This is a genomic window from Sphingorhabdus sp. (assembly GCF_044239045.1).
Lineage (GTDB): Bacteria > Pseudomonadota > Alphaproteobacteria > Sphingomonadales > Sphingomonadaceae > Sphingorhabdus_B.
This window is the reverse complement of record NZ_JBIICD010000010.1, coordinates 1-17,042: the sequence shown is the minus strand read 5'-3', so window position 1 is coordinate 17,042 and position 17,042 is coordinate 1. Positions and strand designations below refer to the sequence as shown.

The following is a 17,042-nucleotide window of genomic DNA, read 5'->3' as shown; positions in this document are numbered from 1 at the left end:
CCGTTATGTGACGGTTTGGGATATGTTGCGTCTTTTAGTTTAGCCCTGTTACGCCGAATCAAAGACCTGCTTCGACAGCAATTCTCACCGCGTCTGCGGCGTTTGAAGTTGAAAGCTTTTTAAACATCAACATGCGGTGCATTTGAACCGTTTTTTCGCTCAGTGAGAGACGGTACGCTATTTGCTTTGTACGGAAACCGCGCGCCATTTGTTGCAATATTTCGCGCTGGCGTGGCGATAGACGATCGACAATTTGAGCGGCTTGTTGTTGCCGCACGAGGCCAATGCTGCCTTCTTCCGGTAGAACCTCAATTTGCGATCCAACAAAAAGCTCTAGCTTCCCATCATCGTCGAACAATGGCGCAATCATGACAGCGTTACGAAAGGGTGACCCGTCTTTGCGATAATTGATTAATTCGGCCAAAGCGGCATGCTGCCCATAAACCGCCGTGCGCAATTTGTCGGTCTGACCATTTTCCGTATCTGGGCCACGCAAAAACCGGCAATTGCGGCCAATCACTTCTGCCTCAGTATATCCGGTAAGCGCGCAGAAGGCGGCGTTCACAGCAATCAGGGGATTGTCAGCCTGGGTAGGGTCGCTGACGACCGTTGCAATCGGGCTAAAACGAATCGAATCCAGCACGGGATGACGATCGGCGCGGCCGCTTTTTGATAAAAGTTCGTTTGTCACTTAGGGATTAATACTGTAGAAAATGAGCGCTGGCAACCATTGCCTCGCATCATGCGTCAATATGCTGCGCTATGTATCACTCCGCGCCGACGCGTTCGACGTCTGCACCAACCAACTGAAGTTTCTCCTCAAGCCGTTCATAACCACGGTCAAGATGATAGAGGCGGCTGACATGCGTTTCGCCCTCTGCAACCAATCCGGCGATGACAAGGCTCATCGACGCCCGCAGATCAGTTGCCATGACGGGCGCGCCAGTTAGCTTTTTCACACCATGGACAATTGCCGTGCGGCCCTTGGTCTCGATATGCGCACCCATCCGATTGAGTTCGGGCACATGCATATAGCGATTTTCAAATATGGTTTCGGTCAGCACGCTAGCGCCATCTGCCATGCATAGCATAGCCATGAACTGCGCCTGCATGTCGGTGGCAAAACCGGGATAGGGCGCTGTGGAAATGGTAAGCGGCTTTAACTTGCCGTCCGAAGACACGCGAATACCGGCTCCGGTATCTTCTACCGTGACGCCCGCCTGACGCAAGGCATCCAGCGTAGCGCCCATCTCACTCGCTTTTGCACCGACCAGCTCGACGTCGCCGCCAGTCATAGCAGCGGCACAGGCGTAGCTACCTGCCTCAATGCGATCGCTCATCACGCGGTAGGTTGCGCCATGCAGGCGGTCTCTGCCTTGAATAATCAAATCGGATGTGCCGATACCTTCAATTTGCGCACCCATGGCGACGAGCAAATTGCACAAGTCGACAATTTCTGGTTCGCGCGCCGCATTGTGTAGCACGCAGGTGCCCTTGGCGAGACTGGCCGCCATTAGGGCGTTTTCGGTCGCACCCACGGATACAACGGGAAAGGTGTAAGTTCCGCCCGGAATACCCTTTTTGGCAATCGCTTTGACATAACCTGCGGCCACTTCAATCTCTACGCCAAAGGCCTCCAGCGCCTTAAGGTGAAGGTCAATTGGCCGGTTACCGATCGCGCATCCGCCAGGCAGAGAAACGGTCGCTTCACCAGCGCGCGCCAGCATCGGACCAAGCACCAGGATAGAGGCGCGCATTTTGCGGACAAGATCGTAAGGTGCGACATTGCTGGTTATCCGCGTAGCCTCCAACGTCATCACACGGCCAAAATCTTCGGGGCGTGATCCGGCAACCGTCGTCGAAATGCCGAACTGGTTCATCAGATGCTGGAAGCCGTCAATATCGGCCAAGCGCGGCAAATTGCGCAAAGTCAGCGGTTCATCCGTCAGCAATGCGCAGGGGATCAGCGTCAATGCGCTGTTCTTCGCACCTGAAATGGGAATTTTGCCTTTGAGCGGGTTGCCGCCACGTACGATTATCTGATCCATCGCACCGTATTTAGCGGGAATTGGATGCGGCGCAACTTAGGATTTGGTGAGCGCCGCCTCAACCTGCCCAAGCCGTTCTTTGCCCCAGAACATATCTTCATCCACAAAGAAGGTCGGTACGCCAAATGCACCGCGTTTTGCGGCAGCTTCGGTATTGGAGATAAGCTCTGCCTTCACCTCCGGATCATCAGCCAGAGCAAGCAATGCGTCGCTGTCGAGGCCTGCTTTGTCCAAGACATCGCGCACAACATCGAGATCGCCCATGTCCGCCCCGTCATGCCACATCGCCGTCATGACCGCGTCCACATAAGGCGCAAAGCAGCCAAGCCGCTGTGCCGCAATTGCACCGCGCATCACATATAGGGTGTTAAGAGGAAAACGTGGGTTCATCTTAAACGGTATCGCGTGCGCTTTTATGAAGCGTTGAAATTCCAGCATTTCATATTTTTGTTTGGCGGGTGTTTCGGCATAGCGCATCATTGGCGCCTGATTATTGGTAAGCTTGAACAAACCGCCGAGAAGGATAGGCACATATACGACTTGCGCACCGGTTCGGGCACAAAGGTCCGGCAACATTTTATAAGCCAAATAGCTATTCGGTCCTCCAAAATCGAAAAGAAATTCAAAACTTTTGGCCATTTAAAAACTCTCCGTCCAGGGACGTAAATCCATTTCATGCGTCCATGCGCTGCGGTGTTGCTGGTGCAAGGCAACATATTGCAACGCAATCGCGTCGGGCGATAATATCCCGTCAGCTGCCTTTGCGGCCTCGAAATTCGGGCGGATACCGCGGATGAAGGCAGTGTCGATGCCGCCGTCGATGATAACATGCGCCACGTGAATGTTTTGCGGGCCCAGCTCCCGCGCCATTGACTGCGCCAGCATCCGCAGCGCGCCTTTTGCGCCGGAAAAGGCGGAGAAGCCTTTACCGCCGCGCATACTTGCGGTTGCGCCTGTGAAGATGATGGTGCCCGATTGGCGCTCGACCATGCGGCGTGCAGCCTCCCGCCCCATCAGGAAGCCAGGGAACGCCGCCATTTCCCATACCTTGCGATAGACTTGCGCCGTCATATCTAGAATCGAAAAATTGACGTTCGCGCCGATATTGAAAACGGCAACCTCAATTGGCCCTACGTCGCGCTCAATCGCATCGACCATCGCCACGACTTCATCTTCGATACGCGCGTCTGCTGGGTACGCGCGCGCTTCATAACCTTCGGCCTGTATCGACTGTACAAGTGCTTCCAACTGGTCGGCGTTGCGCGCACGGCGGTTGACGCAGGCGACATAGCCTACACGTGCAAAAGCTTTGGCAATAGCCCCGCCTGTGGCGTCACCTGCGCCGACGATGAGCGCTGCCTTACTCAATCTTTCTCAAGCGTGCATTGCAGCGGATGCTGGTTCTTCTGCGCGAAGTCCATGACTTGGGTCACTTTGGTTTCAGCAACTTCATAGGTAAAAATGCCACAGACGCCGACGCCCTTTTGATGGACATGCAGCATCACGCGGGTGGCCTGATCGGTGTCCATCTGAAAAAACGCCTTGAGGACATGGATGACAAATTCCATCGGCGTGTAATCATCGTTTAGCAGCAGCACTTTATAGAGGCTTGGCTTTTGCGTTTTTGGGCGCGTACGCGTGGCGAGGCCGACACCGGGTCTGCCATCATTTTTGTCATCGTCGTCTTGCGCCATGGAAATCTGCATCAGCCTAAAATAGGGCAGAGGAGGGGGTCTCCGCAAGCCCCGTTCATCATCTTATCGGTTGTCCCAAAAAGAAACCGCCCTTTCCTTAACGGAAAGGACGGTTGCTTCATGGAATTGCACCGGTCGATCTCGACTTCCTACCGCCAAAAGGAGGAGAGAGAGGGTGGCAGGTGCATGACCCACCGGCGCAATATCTTGCGAAAGCTTATGCAGCTTTCTTGAAAAGCTCGGTCGTCGCCGCAATGCGGTTCGATATTGGCTGGAACATTGCGCTGGCCAACTTGACCATCGCTTCCGTGTTCTTTGAACCCTGCGCAACAGCGGTATCAAAGCCTTTACGCGCCAGTTCACCCTGAAGCTTAACGAAGTCTGTTGGTGACTTGACCGAAGTCAATTCCTTGACAGCAACCTGGACTTCTTCGAAATTCTTCTTGGCGAATTCCTTGTTGGTCTTGCCGATTTCCTGAGCACCCTTGGCAACGATCTTGCCAGCTTCGACAACCGCTTCAACATTGGCTTTGTTGAATTCAACGGCTTCAGCAGCGAACTTTTTGCCCTTTTCAGCGGCTTCAGTTGCTTTTTCACGGACGTCGGCGAAAAACTCAGTCGCCTTTTCAGCGGTTTTTTCTGCAGTGGCTTTAACTGTGTCAGTCATGTTGGATACTCCTTGAGTAAAGGGTGTTGTTTCAACAGACGCGAATTTGGGGCGCGACGAAGTGGTAGGTGTTGCCACCTTAGTCTTCGCCACAGTGCTTGGAGCCGTTTTAACAGACACGCGCTTTGGCACTGCAACTTTTGCAGTTTTTGCCGAGGCATTAGTTTCTGTTTTGCTTACCATGTGAACGCACCATTTCTGTTGTGTTGCACTGCACAATAAATACAAATGCAAACTATGTCAACAAAAAATGGTGCAGTGCACAAAAATCCCTTGGGACAGGTTAATCCGCCAAAGTCAGCCGTTCAAAGCGTTCATAATGGTGATCGGCTGAACCGAATTGATTCTCGATCATCGTCGCCCGCTTGAAGAAGTGACCGATGGCCAGCTCTTGCGTGATACCAATGCCGCCATGCGTTTGAATGGCGCTTTGCCCAACAAACTTTGCTGACCGCGACACCTTCGCCTTACATGCCGATACTGCCGCCATACGTTCTGCCGCTGGCAGACCGAGCTTCAGTGTTGCCATAGTGGTCATGGATTTTGATTGCTCAACCTCCATGAACATGTCGACCATACGATGCTGTAGTACTTGGAAGCGCGAGATAGGCTGACCAAATTGGTTGCGCTGACGTGCATATTCCAACGTGCCCTGATGCAGCTTGGCCGTTACTCCGCAGGATTCTGCGCAAACTGCGACGGTCGCTTCATCAACAATCCGTTCGATGAGCGGCAAGCCTGCACCTTCATCACCCAATAAAGCGTCGGCCGGAATGGCGACGTTTTCGAAATATATTTCAGACGCTTGGAAACCATCCACAGTCGGGTAATCGCGGCGGACAATGCCCTTTGCATTTGCGTCGATTAGGAACAGGGACACGCCGTTCACATCGGTGGTCGCACCTCCAGTGCGCGCGGTGACGAGCAAATGCGTTGCCCATGGGGCTGCGTATACGACGCCCTTATGGCCGTTTAGTACGTAGCCCGCGCCGTCCTTCTTCGCGGTCGTGCGGATATTGGCCAAGTTGTAGCGGCCCTGTGGCTCGGCATAGGCAAAGGCAATAATGACATTGCCATTGATGATTTCGGGAATCACGGCATCCGCAACGGCACCGCCAACCGCCTTTAGCGCGCCACCGCCAAGCACGACGGTCTGGAGATAAGGCTCAATCGCGATGACCTTGCCCAGCTCTTCCATGATTAATGCGTTCTCAAGATAGCCACCGCCAAGGCCGCCATGTTCTTCGCTGAACGAGGCGCCTAACATGCCGAGATCCTGAGCCAAAGCCTTCCAAATAGCCGGGTCACGCCCTGTGCCGCTGGCAATCATCTTGCTACGGCTATCAAAGTCATACGTGTCCGCCAAAAAGCGGCTCAATGTGTCGCGGATCATGTCCTGCGTTTCGGTGTAGCTGAAATCCATTATAGTTATCCCGTCTAATAACCCGTCATGCTGACTTTGTTTCAGCATCTTATTTTCGACGTTGCGAATTAAGACCCTGAAACAAGTTCAGGGTGACGGTGCAATGTTAGCTTAAATCCCCAATACCATCTTGGCGATGATGTTGCGTTGGATCTCGTTCGAGCCACCGTAAATCGTCGTCTTGCGGGTGTTGAAATAGGTCGGTGCAGCGCGATGTGCATAATCCGGACCGATTGGGTGTTCATTGTCGCCTTCGCCAAAGCCACGGAAATATGGCGCACCATAATGGCCGACCGCTTCCAACGCGAGTTCGGTAATCCGTTGCTGGATTTCCGAGCCCTTGATTTTCAACAGGCTGGATTCTGGGCCAGGGCCCTTGCCCGCTGCTTCGCCGGCAAGGCTGCGCAATTCAGTGAATTCAAGCGCAGTAAGGTCAATTTCAAGTTCCGAAATCTTGCGCTTGAAAAACGGGTTGGCAATCAATGGACGGTCGCCATCCTGTTCGGTGCGTGCAATAGCCTTGATTTTCTCTACGCCGCGCTTTGAACGGGCAACGGCAGCAATGCCGGTACGTTCATGCGCCAACAGGAACTTGGCGCAGGTCCAACCCTTATTCTCTTCGTAAACGCGGTTTTCAACGGGCACGCGGACGTCCTCGAGCCAAACTTCATTGACTTCATGTTCGCCGCCCAAGGTGATGATGGGGCGTACGGTGACGCCCGGTGACTTCATGTCGATTAACAAGAAACTGATGCCCTCTTGCGCCTTGGCATCGGAATCGGTGCGAACCAAGAAGAAGCCCCAGTCGGCATGTTGCGCCATCGTTGTCCAGGTTTTCTGTCCATTGACGACATAATGATCACCGTCACGAACGGCCTTGGTGCGAAGCGACGCAAGGTCCGAACCGGCGCCGGGTTCCGAATATCCCTGACACCACCAATCATCGCCCGACAAGATACCGGGGAGGAATTTGGCTTTCTGCTCAGGCGTACCAAAAGTGTAGATGACGGGGCCGACCATCGATAGACCGAAGGGCATCGTACCCACGCAGTCTGCGGCCGCCAGTTCTTCGGACCAAATGAAACGCTCGGTCGCGGTCCAGCCTGTACCGCCATATTCAACGGGCCAAGCAGGCGCGATCCAGCCCTTTTTGGCGAGAATGCGGTGCCATGACAGGAAATCTTCCTTCGAAAGATCATGTCCCTCGTCCTGCACCGAACGGAGATTCTGTGGGTAATTTTCGGCGATGAATGTGCGCACTTCCTTCTGGAAGGCGATTTCTGCGGAGCTGAATTCCAGTTGCATCACGATTCTCCTAAAAAGCTGCACTTGAACTAGTCGACGTTTACGTAAACGTCAATTGAATCTCACCGTGCCTTCACATAGCTTCCTGGAGCCGATTCTAGCGCCTTCAGCACGCCTTGGCCTGGTTGACGCGGGCCAGTAGCTGACACGCGTGTGTTGCCCTTCTCTGTCAGCCAGAAGACCCAATCGGGCCACCAGCTACCTTTTGTCTCCGTTGCGCCCTCAATGAACGCCGCATAGGAGTTTGGCGCGGCGTCATTGGTCCAATATTGATATTTCATTTGCGAAGGCGGATTGACGACGCCTGCAATATGGCCGCTGCCCGCCAGCACGAATTTGGTGGGGCCCGTGAAATGATCCTGCAGTTTCCAGACGCTTTCGGCTGGCGCAATATGATCCTCGCGGCCAGCCTGAATATAAGTCGGCGTTTTTACACGACGCAGGTCAATTGGGGTGCCGAGTACCGATAAATCATTTGGCTTCACGAGCCGGTTTTCGCGATAGAGGTCTACGAGATAGTTGCGATGCCATTTGGCGGGCAGGTTGGTGACGTCGCCATTCCAGTGCAGTAAATCGAAGGCAGGATAGTCTTCACCCAGCAGATAATTTTTGACGACGGTGGACCATATTAAATCCTTTCCGCGTAGCATATTGAAGGTCAGCGCGAGGAAACGGCCGTCCAAATACCCCAGCGGTGCGCTCAGCGCCTCCGTCATCGCAATTTGCTGATCATCGATAAAATGCAAAAGTTCGCCGCTGGAACTGAAATCGACCTGCGCTGTAAAAAAGGTCGCGCTGCGCACTTTGTCAGCAGCGTCGGTTGCCGCGAGGACCGCAAGCGTTGCCGCCAAGGTCGTACCCGCAACACAATAGCCTATCGTATGGACATCGGGCACATCAAGCGCGCTGCGCACGGTATCAATCGCGTCGATTTGCGCCGCGATGTAATCATCCCAGATGACGTCCTTCATCGAAGTGTCTGCCGATTTCCAAGACACGACAAAAACCGTGATACCTTGGTCGACGCAATATTTGATGAAGCTTTTTTCTGCCGTCAGGTCGAGAATATAAAAACGGTTGATCCAAGGCGGAAAAATGATGAGCGGGGTTTCCAGCACATTATCGGTTGCAGGGTCATATTGAATGAGTTGATACAACGGCGTTTGGTGAACGACCTTGCCCGGCGTTGCGGCGATGTTTTCGCCTAATGTAAACGCGCTAGAATCGGTATGAGTCAATTGCCCACGCTGCATGTCCTGCATCATATGCTGCATACCTGACATCAGGCTTGCGCCCTTCGTCTCCATGGCACGTTCCAGCGCTACGGGATTGGTGAACGGCGAATTGGCGGGGCTCATCGCGTCGATGATGCTGCGCAAAGCAAAGCCCATTTTTGCTTTGTCATTTTCGGGCAAGCCATCCAATTGGTCCGCCGCGGCCAACATATGTTCGGACATGACCTGATAGCTTTGACGGATCAAGTCGAATACGGGATGCTCCCATTGTGGCGCGGCAAAACGGCGGTCTGTCGTATCGACCTTTTCCTGGCCAGCTTTGGCCAACGGTTCTAACACGGTTCCCCAAGCATCCAACGCCGCGCGATAGGCCGTTAACGGGTCAGCCGTTGCCGCGCCTGATTGGGCGAACAACTTCATGAACTGCGTAGGGTCCATGAAGGGCGGTATTTCGGATGAGTCGGCCATATCGATAGGCATATCAAAGCAAATGAAATTGTCGAAGATTGTTTTGTTGTGCGGCGCAGCATGGACATTCGATAAAAAAGAGCGCAAAGGCGCGCCATAATGACATTTGAAAATATACCTTCGCTTCTCGATGAAGCGCTCACCGCGCGTGGATATACTACGCTGACCCCCGTTCAAAACGCTGTAATTGCTGATGAAGCCATCGGACGCGACCTCGTCGTGTCGGCACAAACCGGCTCGGGCAAGACCGTGGCCTTTGGCCTCGCTATGGCGCCCCAAATCCTTGATGGCGGCCTCGTTAGCCTTGCGCGCGAGCCTGCGGCGCTCATCATCGCGCCAACGCGTGAGCTTGCCTTGCAGGTGAGCCGCGAATTGATGTGGCTTTATGGCAAAGCAGGGGTGCGTATTGCTACCTGCGTTGGCGGGATGGACGCGTCGAAAGAACGGCGCACCCTGAACCAAGGCGCGCAGATTGTTGTCGGCACCCCCGGGCGGCTGCGCGACCATTTGGAACGCGGGGCGCTTGACCTGTCGGCGTTGAAAGTTGCGATCTTGGATGAAGCAGACGAAATGCTCGACATGGGCTTTCGCGAAGAGCTGGAAGAGATATTGAACGCTACGCCGGAAGGCCGACGGACATTGTTGTTTTCGGCCACCATGCCGAAACCGATTGTCTCGCTGGCCAAACGGTATCAACGCGATGCTTTGCGCATTTCAACCGTCGGCGAAGACCGCGGCCATGGCGACATCAGCTATCAAGTGGTAACGGTCGCGCCACCGGACATCGAAAACGCTGTCGTTAACCTGCTGCGTTTGCATGAGGCGGAAACCGCTATCTTGTTTTGCGCAACGCGTGAAAATGTTCGCCGCTTGCATGCCAGCTTAACAGAGCGCGGCTTTAACGTTGTCGCTTTGTCAGGCGAGCATTCGCAGTCCGAGCGGAACCATGCGCTGCAGGCTTTGCGTGACCGCCGTGCCCGCGTCTGTGTGGCCACTGACGTTGCCGCACGCGGCATCGATTTGCCGAACCTGTCTTTGGTTGTGCATGTCGAACTGCCACGCGATGCAGAGGGGCTTCAGCACAGATCAGGGCGGACTGGCCGTGCAGGCCGCAAAGGTACCGCCGTTTTAATCGTGCCCTATCAACGCCGCAAGCGCGTGGAATCCATGCTGCGCGGTGCCAAGATTGAGGCCGATTGGATCAAGGTTCCAACCGCTGCGGATATCCGTGCTAAGGACCATGAACGCCTGCTTGAAACGCTTCTCACCCCTGTGGATGTTGAGGACGAAGATCGCGCGCTGGGCGCCCGCTTGCTCGAAACCATGTCTGCAGAAGACATCGCAGCCGCCTTGGTTCGTGTGCATCGTGCCAAGATGCCGCAAGCCGAAGATCTGCTCGATGACGGCAGCCGTGAACGTCAACGCGACGACCATCGCGCCGGATTTGACGATTCGGTTTGGTTCAAACTGAACGTGGGTCGCCGCAACAATGCTGATCCCAAATGGATATTGCCATTATTGTGCCGCCGTGGCGGCGTGACCAAGAATGATATTGGTGCCATCCGCATTGCCGCCAATGAAACGCATGTCGGCATTGCGGCGGCTGCGGTCGCCAAATTTGCCAAAGCGATTGCGCAACCGGGGCATGACGAGGACAATGACGTCGAAATCGTGCAGGCCAATGGCCCGCCGCGTGAAGCAGCACGCGAAAACAAGCGTATGGGCCGCGATGGTGCTCGTCCGCAGCGTGCGCAGCTTGGCGTCAATCCACGCGGCGATGGTCCACCACGCGGCGGTAACTTCCGCGGCGACGGACCACGTGGCGGCGGTGCGAGCCGCGATGGCGGACGTCCCTTCCGCAAAGATGGCCCACCTCCATCGAAGCATGGTGTAAAGCACAAGGCCAAGGGCAACCGCCCGCGTTAATGTGCGCGCCAATAGCTTTTTCTGGAAATGCGGTGAAACTTCGCGCATGAAGGCGGTCTTGAGTTAACCAACCCGAAACGGGAGCTTATGTCCGAAGAATTCTACCGCATCAAACGCTTGCCACCTTATGTTATCGCTGAGGTCAATGCGATGCGTGCGGCGGCGCGCGGCGCGGGTGAGGACATTATCGATCTCGGCATGGGTAATCCAGATTTGCCGCCGCCGCCGCATGTGATCGAAAAATTGTGCGAAGTCGCGCAGAAGCCGGATGCCCACGGCTATTCTGCGTCCAAGGGCATCCCCGGGCTACGCAAGGCGCAGGCGAATTATTATGGGCGGCGTTTCGGGGTTGATGTTGATCCCGAGCATGAAGTTGTTGTGACCATGGGTTCGAAGGAAGGGCTGGCAAGCCTTGCCACGGCTATTACCGCGCCGGGCGATGTGGTGCTTGCGCCAAACCCCAGCTACCCCATCCACACCTTTGGTTTTATCATTGCAGGCGCAACCATCCGTTCGGTGCCTACCACGCCCGATGAAAATTACTTCCGCTCGTTGGAACGCGCTATGGCCTTCACCGTACCGCGCCCGTCGATATTGGTGGTCAATTATCCATCTAACCCGACCGCTGAGACCGTTGATCTGGCCTTTTACGAGCGGCTCGTCGCATGGGCGAAGGAGAATAAGGTCTGGATATTGTCCGACCTTGCGTATTCCGAACTGTATTTTGACGGCAAGCCAACGCCATCGATTTTGCAAGTCAAAGGCGGCAAGGATGTTGCGGTTGAATTTACATCCTTGTCCAAAACTTATTCTATGGCCGGATGGCGTGTTGGTTTTGCCGTTGGCAACCGCGATTTGATTGCCGCGATGACGCGGGTAAAAAGCTATCTGGATTATGGGGCCTTTACCCCCATTCAGGCAGCGGCCTGCGCCGCGCTAAATGGGCCGCAGGATATTGTTGAACAAAACCGTCAGCTGTATCACAAACGCCGCGATATCCTTGTCGACGCTTTCGGTCGCGCAGGCTGGGACATTCCGCCGCCCCGTGCATCGATGTTTGCGTGGGCACCCTTGCCGCCCGCGCTCGCGCATTTGGGTAGCCTTGAATTTTCCAAGCAATTGTTGACCGAGGCAAAGGTCGCGGTCGCGCCGGGTGTTGGCTATGGTGAAGACGGCGAGGGCTATGTCCGCATTGCTATGGTCGAAAATGAGCATCGTCTTCGGCAGGCGGCGCGCAATGTGAAACGCTATCTGCAATCCATGGGTGTGAACACCCCTGCGCAGTCCAAGGCGATCTGACATGGCACGTGGCGACTTTGCTTTTCATCATAGCTTGCGCGTGCGCTGGTCAGAAACCGACGCCCAAGGCGTTGTCTTCAACGCCCGATATCTGGATTATGCAGACATCGCGATTACCGAATATTGGCGCGCGGTAAAGTTTCGCGATTATGCCGATGGTGCGCCGATGGAATTTCATGTGAAGAAAGCCACCGTCACATGGTTTGCGCCGATTAAGCCGGATGAGATGATTGAAGTCATGGCGCGGACCATCGCAACGGGGCGCACAAGCATGACGCAGTTCGTTGAAATTCACGGCCTGACCGAAGATGGTTCGGACGATTTGCGCGCGACGGTAGACTTGGTCAGCGTGCATGTGGACCTCGACGTGCATCGTCCCATCCCATTGCCCGATTGGGTGAAGGGCGTTTTTACGGTGTTCGACAGCCAAGCAACTAATATGCAGTCTGCTCTTGCCGAGGCTTGAGGCGTTGGCCCGTCATGTTATGACCGCTAAAATGATGGCACTAACGCTGGCGATAGCGCTCGTCAGCGGCTGCCAACAAAGCGCGTCGGAAAAGCAAAATGCAACCGTGATGGAATTTCCGCGCCCGGATCGCACGGTATCGGCGGCTGGTGACACGGAATTTTCGACGGAAGCTGCCCGTGACCAAGCGGGCGAAGCCGACTATGTCATGGATTGGGCGGGTATTCAGTTGGGGACCACTGTTGCCGACATTGGCGCAGGCGAGGGTTATTACACTATCCGCCTTGCCGAGCGTGTTGGCCCCAAAGGCCGCGTCTTGGCGCAGGACATTAATCGCGGCGCGCTAAACCGGCTTGGGGAGCGCGTCACCCGCGAGCAGCTCGACAATGTCGCGATTAAGGAAGGTGCGGCCGAAGATCCCCGCCTGCCGGAGAACAGCTTTGACCGGATATTCATGGTGCATATGTACCATGAAATTGAACAGCCTTATGCGTTTTTGTGGCGGATGCGGCCTGCGCTGGCGAAGGGTGGACAAGTTATCGTCGTCGACCGCGACCGGGCTACGCACCAGCACGGCATAGCGCCAAAGTTGCTATTCTGTGAATTTGAGGCGGTCGGTTATCGCCTGACCGGCTTTACCGAGCAATTGAAGCTTGGCGGCTATATTGCGCGGTTTGAAGTCAGCGGCGCGCGGCCCGAACCATCGGCCATACGGACCTGCGCAAGCCTCTATCCGCAAAGCTGAGATTTTTCAGTTGCCATCGAAATCGATGAGGGCGCCGACACCGATATTTTGCGCGTGCTTTCTGCACAAAAAAGGGCGGCCTATTGCTAGGCCGCCCCTTTTTTATATCCCGAAAGGGAGACTGAATTACTTCAGTTCTACGGTTCCGCCTGCAGCAAGGATCTTCGCCTTGATGTCTTCGGCTTCTGCCTTGTTTACGCCTTCCTTGATCGCCTTTGGCGCGGACTCAACAAGAGCCTTTGCTTCGGTCAGACCCAGGTTAGTGATCGCGCGTACTTCCTTGATGACTGCAATCTTGTTTCCGCCGTCGCCGGTCAGGATAACGTCGAATTCAGTCTGCTCTTCAGCAGCTGGTGCAGCAGCGGCAGCAGGGCCAGCAACAGCAACAGCAGCAGCGGCGCTAACGCCCCACTTTTCTTCCAAAGCCTTTGCAAGGTCAGCCGCTTCAAGAACGGTCAAAGCCGAAAGTTGGTCTACGAGCTTTTCAATATCAGCCATTTAAATAACACTCCGATTTTCTGTCATATCTGTAGGGCCCGCCCAAATGGACGCAGCCGGTTTCATGTAAAAAGTTACGCTGCCTTTTGGTCAGCATAGGCACCAAATACCCGTGCCAATTTCGCAGCCGGTGCGGTCGAAAGCTGCGCGATTTTCGTTGCCGGTGCTTGTACAAGCCCGATAATCTTCGCACGCAGTTCGTCGAGCGATGGCATGGAAGCCAAAGCCTTTACACCGTTTACATCGAGGAACGTGTCACCCATCGCACCGCCGACAATTTCAAGTTTGTCATTGGTCTTGGCGAACTCGACCGCAATCTTTGCAGCGGCGACCGGGTCCGACGATGTGGCGAGCGCCGTAGGTCCGGTAAGCAATTCTGCTACCGCGCCATATTGCGTTCCCTCAAGGGCGATTTTGGCAAGACGGTTCTTGGCAACCTTATATGTTGCGCCCGCATCGCGCATCTTCAAACGAAGGTCGGTCGATTGTGCAACTGTTAGCCCGAGATTACGGGTAACAACAACAACCGCCGCTTCGTTAAAAGTGGCGTTCAGCGATGCAACTGTTTCGGTCTTTTCAGAACGGTTCATGCATTACTCCTTATTCGGACTGTCCCGGCTAACCGGATCAGCCCAACACGAAAAGCGAAGCACCCGGATGGGCCCTTGCGCTGACTTAGTCCGTGGGGAAGTTTCATACCGAACGCACACGACAGATTGTCGGAGCAGTGGCGAAGGATGGCAAAGCCAATCCTGAAATCTCTATCCCCGTCTAGGCTGGACATTAAGAACGGCAAATTCCGTTCACCAACTGTCTCGGACGGTTGCCGGTGAAGCCGTCGCTCCACCGAACAGGGGTGCAACTAGCAGGCTTGGGGGGAGAGTCAAGAGGCGGAGCGGAAATCTGGGCTTTAAAGGCTGCTACACGCTCGAAAACTTGTGTATCTTTGGACAATTAATCTTACTGGACAAGCTTTGCCGCGCTGACTTAATCAGGTCGCCTTGGTGCGTTAAGGTAAAATAGGAGTAGATATGTCCGATGTCCGTGAAAATACTGCGGCCCTGATAGAGCGTTATTATGCCGCGTTCAACGCCATGGACATTGACGCTATATTGGCTTGTCTGACCGATGATGTGGCCCATGACATTAATCAGGGTGCACGCGAAACCGGCAAAGATGCATTCCGCGCGTTTCTGGGACGCATGGACCATGCCTATAGCGAACAGTTACGGGATATTGTCATCATGACCAGCGTGGACGGCACCCGCGCTGCGGCCGAATTCATGGTGCACGGCGTGTATAAGGTCGCCGATGAAGGCTTTCCGCCCGCGCATGGGCAAAGCTATGTTTTGCCGGCGGGCGGCTTTTTTGACATAGAAGATGGCAAGATTGCGCGCGTGTCGGTCTATTATAACTTAACTGACTGGATCGCCCAGGTTTCATGACGATCCGCGTCCGCAGTTTGACAGATATGCAGGAGCGCCAAGCAGCCATTCCAGCTTTGTCCGATCTGCGGATCCGCGTCTTTCGCGGCTGGCCTTATCTATATGATGGGACGGCGGACTATGAAGCGGAATATCTTGCCGAATTTATCGATGCGCCCGGCGCGGTGCTGGTCGTCGCAACGGATGATGATGTGATTGTTGGTGCGGCAACGGCGTCCCCGATGGCGGGTCAGAAGCCGGAATTTCAGGCACCCTTGCGACAACGCGGACTGGATGTCGCACGGATTTTCTATTTCGGAGAGTCGGTATTGCTGCCGCAGTATCAAGGGCAGGGCATCGGCCATCAATTTTTCGACGCACGCGAGGCGGCAGCGCGCGCAGCAGGTGCGGCCCAAACCAGCTTTTGTGCAGTGGTCCGTCCAGACGACCATCCGATGCGCCCCGATACGCCCCGTGACCTGACCTCCTTTTGGCGCGCGCGCGGCTATGCCCCGGTGGAGGGTTTGACAGCTATGCTGAAGTGGCAGGATGTCGGCGATGCTGACGAAAGCCCGCATCAGATGCAATTTTGGATGCGCGACCTATGACCGCGCCTATTCGCATTGCAGCCGCGCAATATCCCATCGGGCAGCCGGAGAGTTTTGCCGACTGGCAAGCCAAGGTCGCGCAATGGGTAGCCGATGCGGTAGGGCATGGCGCGCAGCTTTTGGTGTTTCCCGAATATGCGGCGATGGAACTGGCGGCAATCGACAGCGCCACGGCCAGCGACCTGCACGCGTCGTTGCGTGCGGTGGTGGCGTTGGGGCCGCAGATTGATAGCCATTATGCCGATTTGGCACAGCGTTTCGGCGTCACGGTGCTTGGCGGCACGCGCCCACATGCTTTGGATGACGGGCGCGTTGTCAACCGCGCAAGCCTATATCTCCCCGACGGGCAAAGCGGGCATCAGGACAAGATTATGATGACGCGCTTCGAACGCGAATCTTGGGATATTCAAGGCGGGACCGACTTGCGCGTTTTTCGAACGCCCTTGGGCATGATCGGCATTTCGACCTGCTATGATGTCGAATTCCCCATGATTGCGCGGACGCAGGCGGCTGCGGGCGCGCAGCTCATTCTTTGTCCATCATGCACCGACAGTTTGCAAGGCTATTACAGGGTCCGCATCGGCGCGCAGGCACGGGCATTGGAAAGCCAGATTTTCGTGGTGCAAGCGCCTACGGTCGGCATGGCGCCTTGGTCTCCTGCGCTCGATGAAAATTACGGCGCGGCGGGTGTTTTCGTGCCACCTGATGGCGATAGCCCCGATGACGGCGTGATGGCCATAGGGACCGAAGGGCAGTGGGCATGGGTCTTTGCGGATGTGGATCTGGCCCGCGTCGAACGATGGCGCAGCGCCGGTTCGGTGCGTCCCTTTGCGCATTGGCCCGAACAATATCGCGGGGCAAAAGCCGATGATCTGCCCGTGGACATCATCGCGCTGGATTAGGGACTAGGATTCAACCTATTTCGAAAATGGAATAAATCGGTCCGCTGGCCGTGCGTTCGCCTGTGCCGACCGCCACCACATTGTTCAGCCAGCTATAGCGCGCATCCCCACATTCAAACTTCGCCGAAATGGCCAAAGAATATTCCGAAGCACCCAATGCCTCGCCCTTTGCAAAGCGGGCCATGGCATCGGCATTTGCAAGGAAACGCCCTTGATAGGTCAGATAGATAAGCGCGCCGTCATCGGTTTGGAGTGTCAGACGAACGTCGACAACCATGACACCGTCATTCCGGTTAATCACCCAATCATTGCCGCCGGGCAGCACCGTGCCGTT

The 17,042-nt window shown here is 55.3% G+C and carries 19 protein-coding genes; 7 read left to right on the top strand and 12 right to left on the bottom strand.

Annotated elements, in window-relative coordinates; translation table 11 throughout:
* Window positions 1-58: 58 nt before the first annotated feature.
* The 9 genes from ACILP4_RS05595 to ACILP4_RS05555 form a co-directional block, all read right to left on the bottom strand.
* Window positions 59-643, bottom strand: coding sequence for a LuxR C-terminal-related transcriptional regulator (locus ACILP4_RS05595; RefSeq protein ID WP_395619764.1), 585 nt, complete (start codon window positions 641-643; stop codon window positions 59-61).
* A 124-nt stretch (window positions 644-767) separates the two neighbouring features.
* Entirely contained in the window at window positions 768-2,048 is a 1,281-nt protein-coding gene (gene murA / locus ACILP4_RS05590; RefSeq protein WP_395619763.1) for a UDP-N-acetylglucosamine 1-carboxyvinyltransferase, read from the bottom strand.
* A gap of 36 nt (window positions 2,049-2,084) precedes the next feature.
* The gene (locus ACILP4_RS05585) at window positions 2,085-2,687 is read right to left on the bottom strand and encodes a 2-hydroxychromene-2-carboxylate isomerase (RefSeq protein ID WP_395619762.1); all 603 of its coding nucleotides are present in this window, start codon (window positions 2,685-2,687) and stop codon (window positions 2,085-2,087) included.
* Window positions 2,688-3,416, bottom strand: coding sequence for an SDR family NAD(P)-dependent oxidoreductase (locus ACILP4_RS05580; RefSeq protein ID WP_395619761.1), 729 nt, complete (start codon window positions 3,414-3,416; stop codon window positions 2,688-2,690).
* The gene (gene clpS, locus ACILP4_RS05575; protein WP_395619760.1) at window positions 3,413-3,742 is read right to left on the bottom strand and encodes an ATP-dependent Clp protease adapter ClpS; all 330 of its coding nucleotides are present in this window, start codon (window positions 3,740-3,742) and stop codon (window positions 3,413-3,415) included. The genes ACILP4_RS05580 and clpS overlap by 4 nt, the downstream gene beginning before the upstream one ends.
* 217 nt (window positions 3,743-3,959) lie before the next feature.
* Window positions 3,960-4,592, bottom strand: a complete 633-nt coding sequence (locus ACILP4_RS05570; protein WP_395619759.1) for a phasin family protein — start codon at window positions 4,590-4,592, stop codon at window positions 3,960-3,962.
* 100 nt (window positions 4,593-4,692) lie between these two features.
* Window positions 4,693-5,832 carry an acyl-CoA dehydrogenase family protein gene (locus ACILP4_RS05565; RefSeq protein ID WP_395619758.1) on the bottom strand — a complete coding sequence of 380 codons (1,140 nt, stop codon included), beginning with the start codon at window positions 5,830-5,832 and terminating at the stop codon, window positions 4,693-4,695.
* 111 nt (window positions 5,833-5,943) lie between these two features.
* Window positions 5,944-7,137 (bottom strand): acyl-CoA dehydrogenase family protein, encoded by a 1,194-nt coding sequence (locus ACILP4_RS05560; protein ID WP_395619757.1) that lies wholly within the window; start codon window positions 7,135-7,137, stop codon window positions 5,944-5,946.
* A 62-nt stretch (window positions 7,138-7,199) separates the two neighbouring features.
* Complete coding sequence (locus tag ACILP4_RS05555; RefSeq protein ID WP_395619756.1) at window positions 7,200-8,840, bottom strand: PHA/PHB synthase family protein; 1,641 nt, start codon at window positions 8,838-8,840, stop codon at window positions 7,200-7,202.
* Between the two features lie 99 nt (window positions 8,841-8,939).
* Between ACILP4_RS05555 and ACILP4_RS05550 the strand changes: the two genes are divergently transcribed.
* The 4 genes from ACILP4_RS05550 to ACILP4_RS05535 all read left to right on the top strand — a co-directional run bounded on the left by ACILP4_RS05550 (window position 8,940) and on the right by ACILP4_RS05535 (window position 13,276).
* Window positions 8,940-10,766: a DEAD/DEAH box helicase gene (locus ACILP4_RS05550; protein WP_395619755.1), complete on the top strand. Its 1,827-nt coding sequence runs from the start codon at window positions 8,940-8,942 to the stop codon at window positions 10,764-10,766.
* An 87-nt stretch (window positions 10,767-10,853) separates the two neighbouring features.
* Window positions 10,854-12,065, top strand: a complete 1,212-nt coding sequence (locus ACILP4_RS05545; protein WP_395619754.1) for an LL-diaminopimelate aminotransferase — start codon at window positions 10,854-10,856, stop codon at window positions 12,063-12,065.
* Between the two features lies 1 nt (window position 12,066).
* Window positions 12,067-12,531 carry an acyl-CoA thioesterase gene (locus ACILP4_RS05540; protein ID WP_395619753.1) on the top strand — a complete coding sequence of 155 codons (465 nt, stop codon included), beginning with the start codon at window positions 12,067-12,069 and terminating at the stop codon, window positions 12,529-12,531.
* 31 nt (window positions 12,532-12,562) lie between these two features.
* Entirely contained in the window at window positions 12,563-13,276 is a 714-nt protein-coding gene (locus tag ACILP4_RS05535; protein ID WP_395619752.1) for a class I SAM-dependent methyltransferase, read from the top strand.
* 126 nt (window positions 13,277-13,402) lie between these two features.
* On the opposite strand, the gene rplL is transcribed toward ACILP4_RS05535, so the two are convergent.
* Together rplL and rplJ are read right to left on the bottom strand one after the other, a co-directional pair.
* Complete coding sequence (gene rplL, locus ACILP4_RS05530; protein WP_125229774.1) at window positions 13,403-13,774, bottom strand: 50S ribosomal protein L7/L12; 372 nt, start codon at window positions 13,772-13,774, stop codon at window positions 13,403-13,405.
* A gap of 74 nt (window positions 13,775-13,848) precedes the next feature.
* The gene (gene rplJ / locus ACILP4_RS05525; RefSeq protein ID WP_395619751.1) at window positions 13,849-14,364 is read right to left on the bottom strand and encodes a 50S ribosomal protein L10; all 516 of its coding nucleotides are present in this window, start codon (window positions 14,362-14,364) and stop codon (window positions 13,849-13,851) included.
* A 441-nt stretch (window positions 14,365-14,805) separates the two neighbouring features.
* Between rplJ and ACILP4_RS05520 the strand changes: the two genes are divergently transcribed.
* The 3 genes from ACILP4_RS05520 to ACILP4_RS05510 are packed head-to-tail and all read left to right on the top strand — an operon-like array spanning window position 14,806 to window position 16,708.
* The gene (locus ACILP4_RS05520) at window positions 14,806-15,219 is read left to right on the top strand and encodes a ketosteroid isomerase-related protein (protein ID WP_395619750.1); all 414 of its coding nucleotides are present in this window, start codon (window positions 14,806-14,808) and stop codon (window positions 15,217-15,219) included.
* Window positions 15,216-15,806, top strand: coding sequence for a GNAT family N-acetyltransferase (locus ACILP4_RS05515; protein WP_395619749.1), 591 nt, complete (start codon window positions 15,216-15,218; stop codon window positions 15,804-15,806). The genes ACILP4_RS05520 and ACILP4_RS05515 overlap by 4 nt, the downstream gene beginning before the upstream one ends.
* Window positions 15,803-16,708, top strand: coding sequence for a carbon-nitrogen hydrolase family protein (locus ACILP4_RS05510; protein WP_395619748.1), 906 nt, complete (start codon window positions 15,803-15,805; stop codon window positions 16,706-16,708). The genes ACILP4_RS05515 and ACILP4_RS05510 overlap by 4 nt, the downstream gene beginning before the upstream one ends.
* 10 nt (window positions 16,709-16,718) lie before the next feature.
* Here ACILP4_RS05510 and ACILP4_RS05505 read toward each other — a convergent pair.
* A partial coding sequence (locus ACILP4_RS05505) for a DUF3237 domain-containing protein (RefSeq protein ID WP_395619747.1) occupies window positions 16,719-17,042 on the bottom strand: 324 nt, incomplete at its 5' end.

What these genes read in the sequence shown, in the direction of transcription:
- ACILP4_RS05515 (WP_395619749.1), top strand. Translation starts at nt 15,216, where the DNA reads ATGACGATCCGCGTCCGCAGTTTGACAGATATGCAGGAGCGCCAAGCA.
- ACILP4_RS05555 (WP_395619756.1), bottom strand. Translation starts at nt 8,840, where the DNA reads ATGGCCGACTCATCCGAAATACCGCCCTTCATGGACCCTACGCAGTTC.
- ACILP4_RS05510 (WP_395619748.1), top strand. Translation starts at nt 15,803, where the DNA reads ATGACCGCGCCTATTCGCATTGCAGCCGCGCAATATCCCATCGGGCAG.
- rplL (WP_125229774.1), bottom strand. Translation starts at nt 13,774, where the DNA reads ATGGCTGATATTGAAAAGCTCGTAGACCAACTTTCGGCTTTGACCGTT.
- ACILP4_RS05535 (WP_395619752.1), top strand. Translation starts at nt 12,563, where the DNA reads ATGATGGCACTAACGCTGGCGATAGCGCTCGTCAGCGGCTGCCAACAA.
- ACILP4_RS05565 (WP_395619758.1), bottom strand. Translation starts at nt 5,832, where the DNA reads ATGGATTTCAGCTACACCGAAACGCAGGACATGATCCGCGACACATTG.
- rplJ (WP_395619751.1), bottom strand. Translation starts at nt 14,364, where the DNA reads ATGAACCGTTCTGAAAAGACCGAAACAGTTGCATCGCTGAACGCCACT.
- ACILP4_RS05550 (WP_395619755.1), top strand. Translation starts at nt 8,940, where the DNA reads ATGACATTTGAAAATATACCTTCGCTTCTCGATGAAGCGCTCACCGCG.
- ACILP4_RS05520 (WP_395619750.1), top strand. Translation starts at nt 14,806, where the DNA reads ATGTCCGATGTCCGTGAAAATACTGCGGCCCTGATAGAGCGTTATTAT.
- ACILP4_RS05540 (WP_395619753.1), top strand. Translation starts at nt 12,067, where the DNA reads ATGGCACGTGGCGACTTTGCTTTTCATCATAGCTTGCGCGTGCGCTGG.
- murA (WP_395619763.1), bottom strand. Translation starts at nt 2,048, where the DNA reads ATGGATCAGATAATCGTACGTGGCGGCAACCCGCTCAAAGGCAAAATT.
- ACILP4_RS05585 (WP_395619762.1), bottom strand. Translation starts at nt 2,687, where the DNA reads ATGGCCAAAAGTTTTGAATTTCTTTTCGATTTTGGAGGACCGAATAGC.
- clpS (WP_395619760.1), bottom strand. Translation starts at nt 3,742, where the DNA reads ATGGCGCAAGACGACGATGACAAAAATGATGGCAGACCCGGTGTCGGC.
- ACILP4_RS05570 (WP_395619759.1), bottom strand. Translation starts at nt 4,592, where the DNA reads ATGGTAAGCAAAACAGAAACTAATGCCTCGGCAAAAACTGCAAAAGTT.
- ACILP4_RS05560 (WP_395619757.1), bottom strand. Translation starts at nt 7,137, where the DNA reads ATGCAACTGGAATTCAGCTCCGCAGAAATCGCCTTCCAGAAGGAAGTG.
- ACILP4_RS05545 (WP_395619754.1), top strand. Translation starts at nt 10,854, where the DNA reads ATGTCCGAAGAATTCTACCGCATCAAACGCTTGCCACCTTATGTTATC.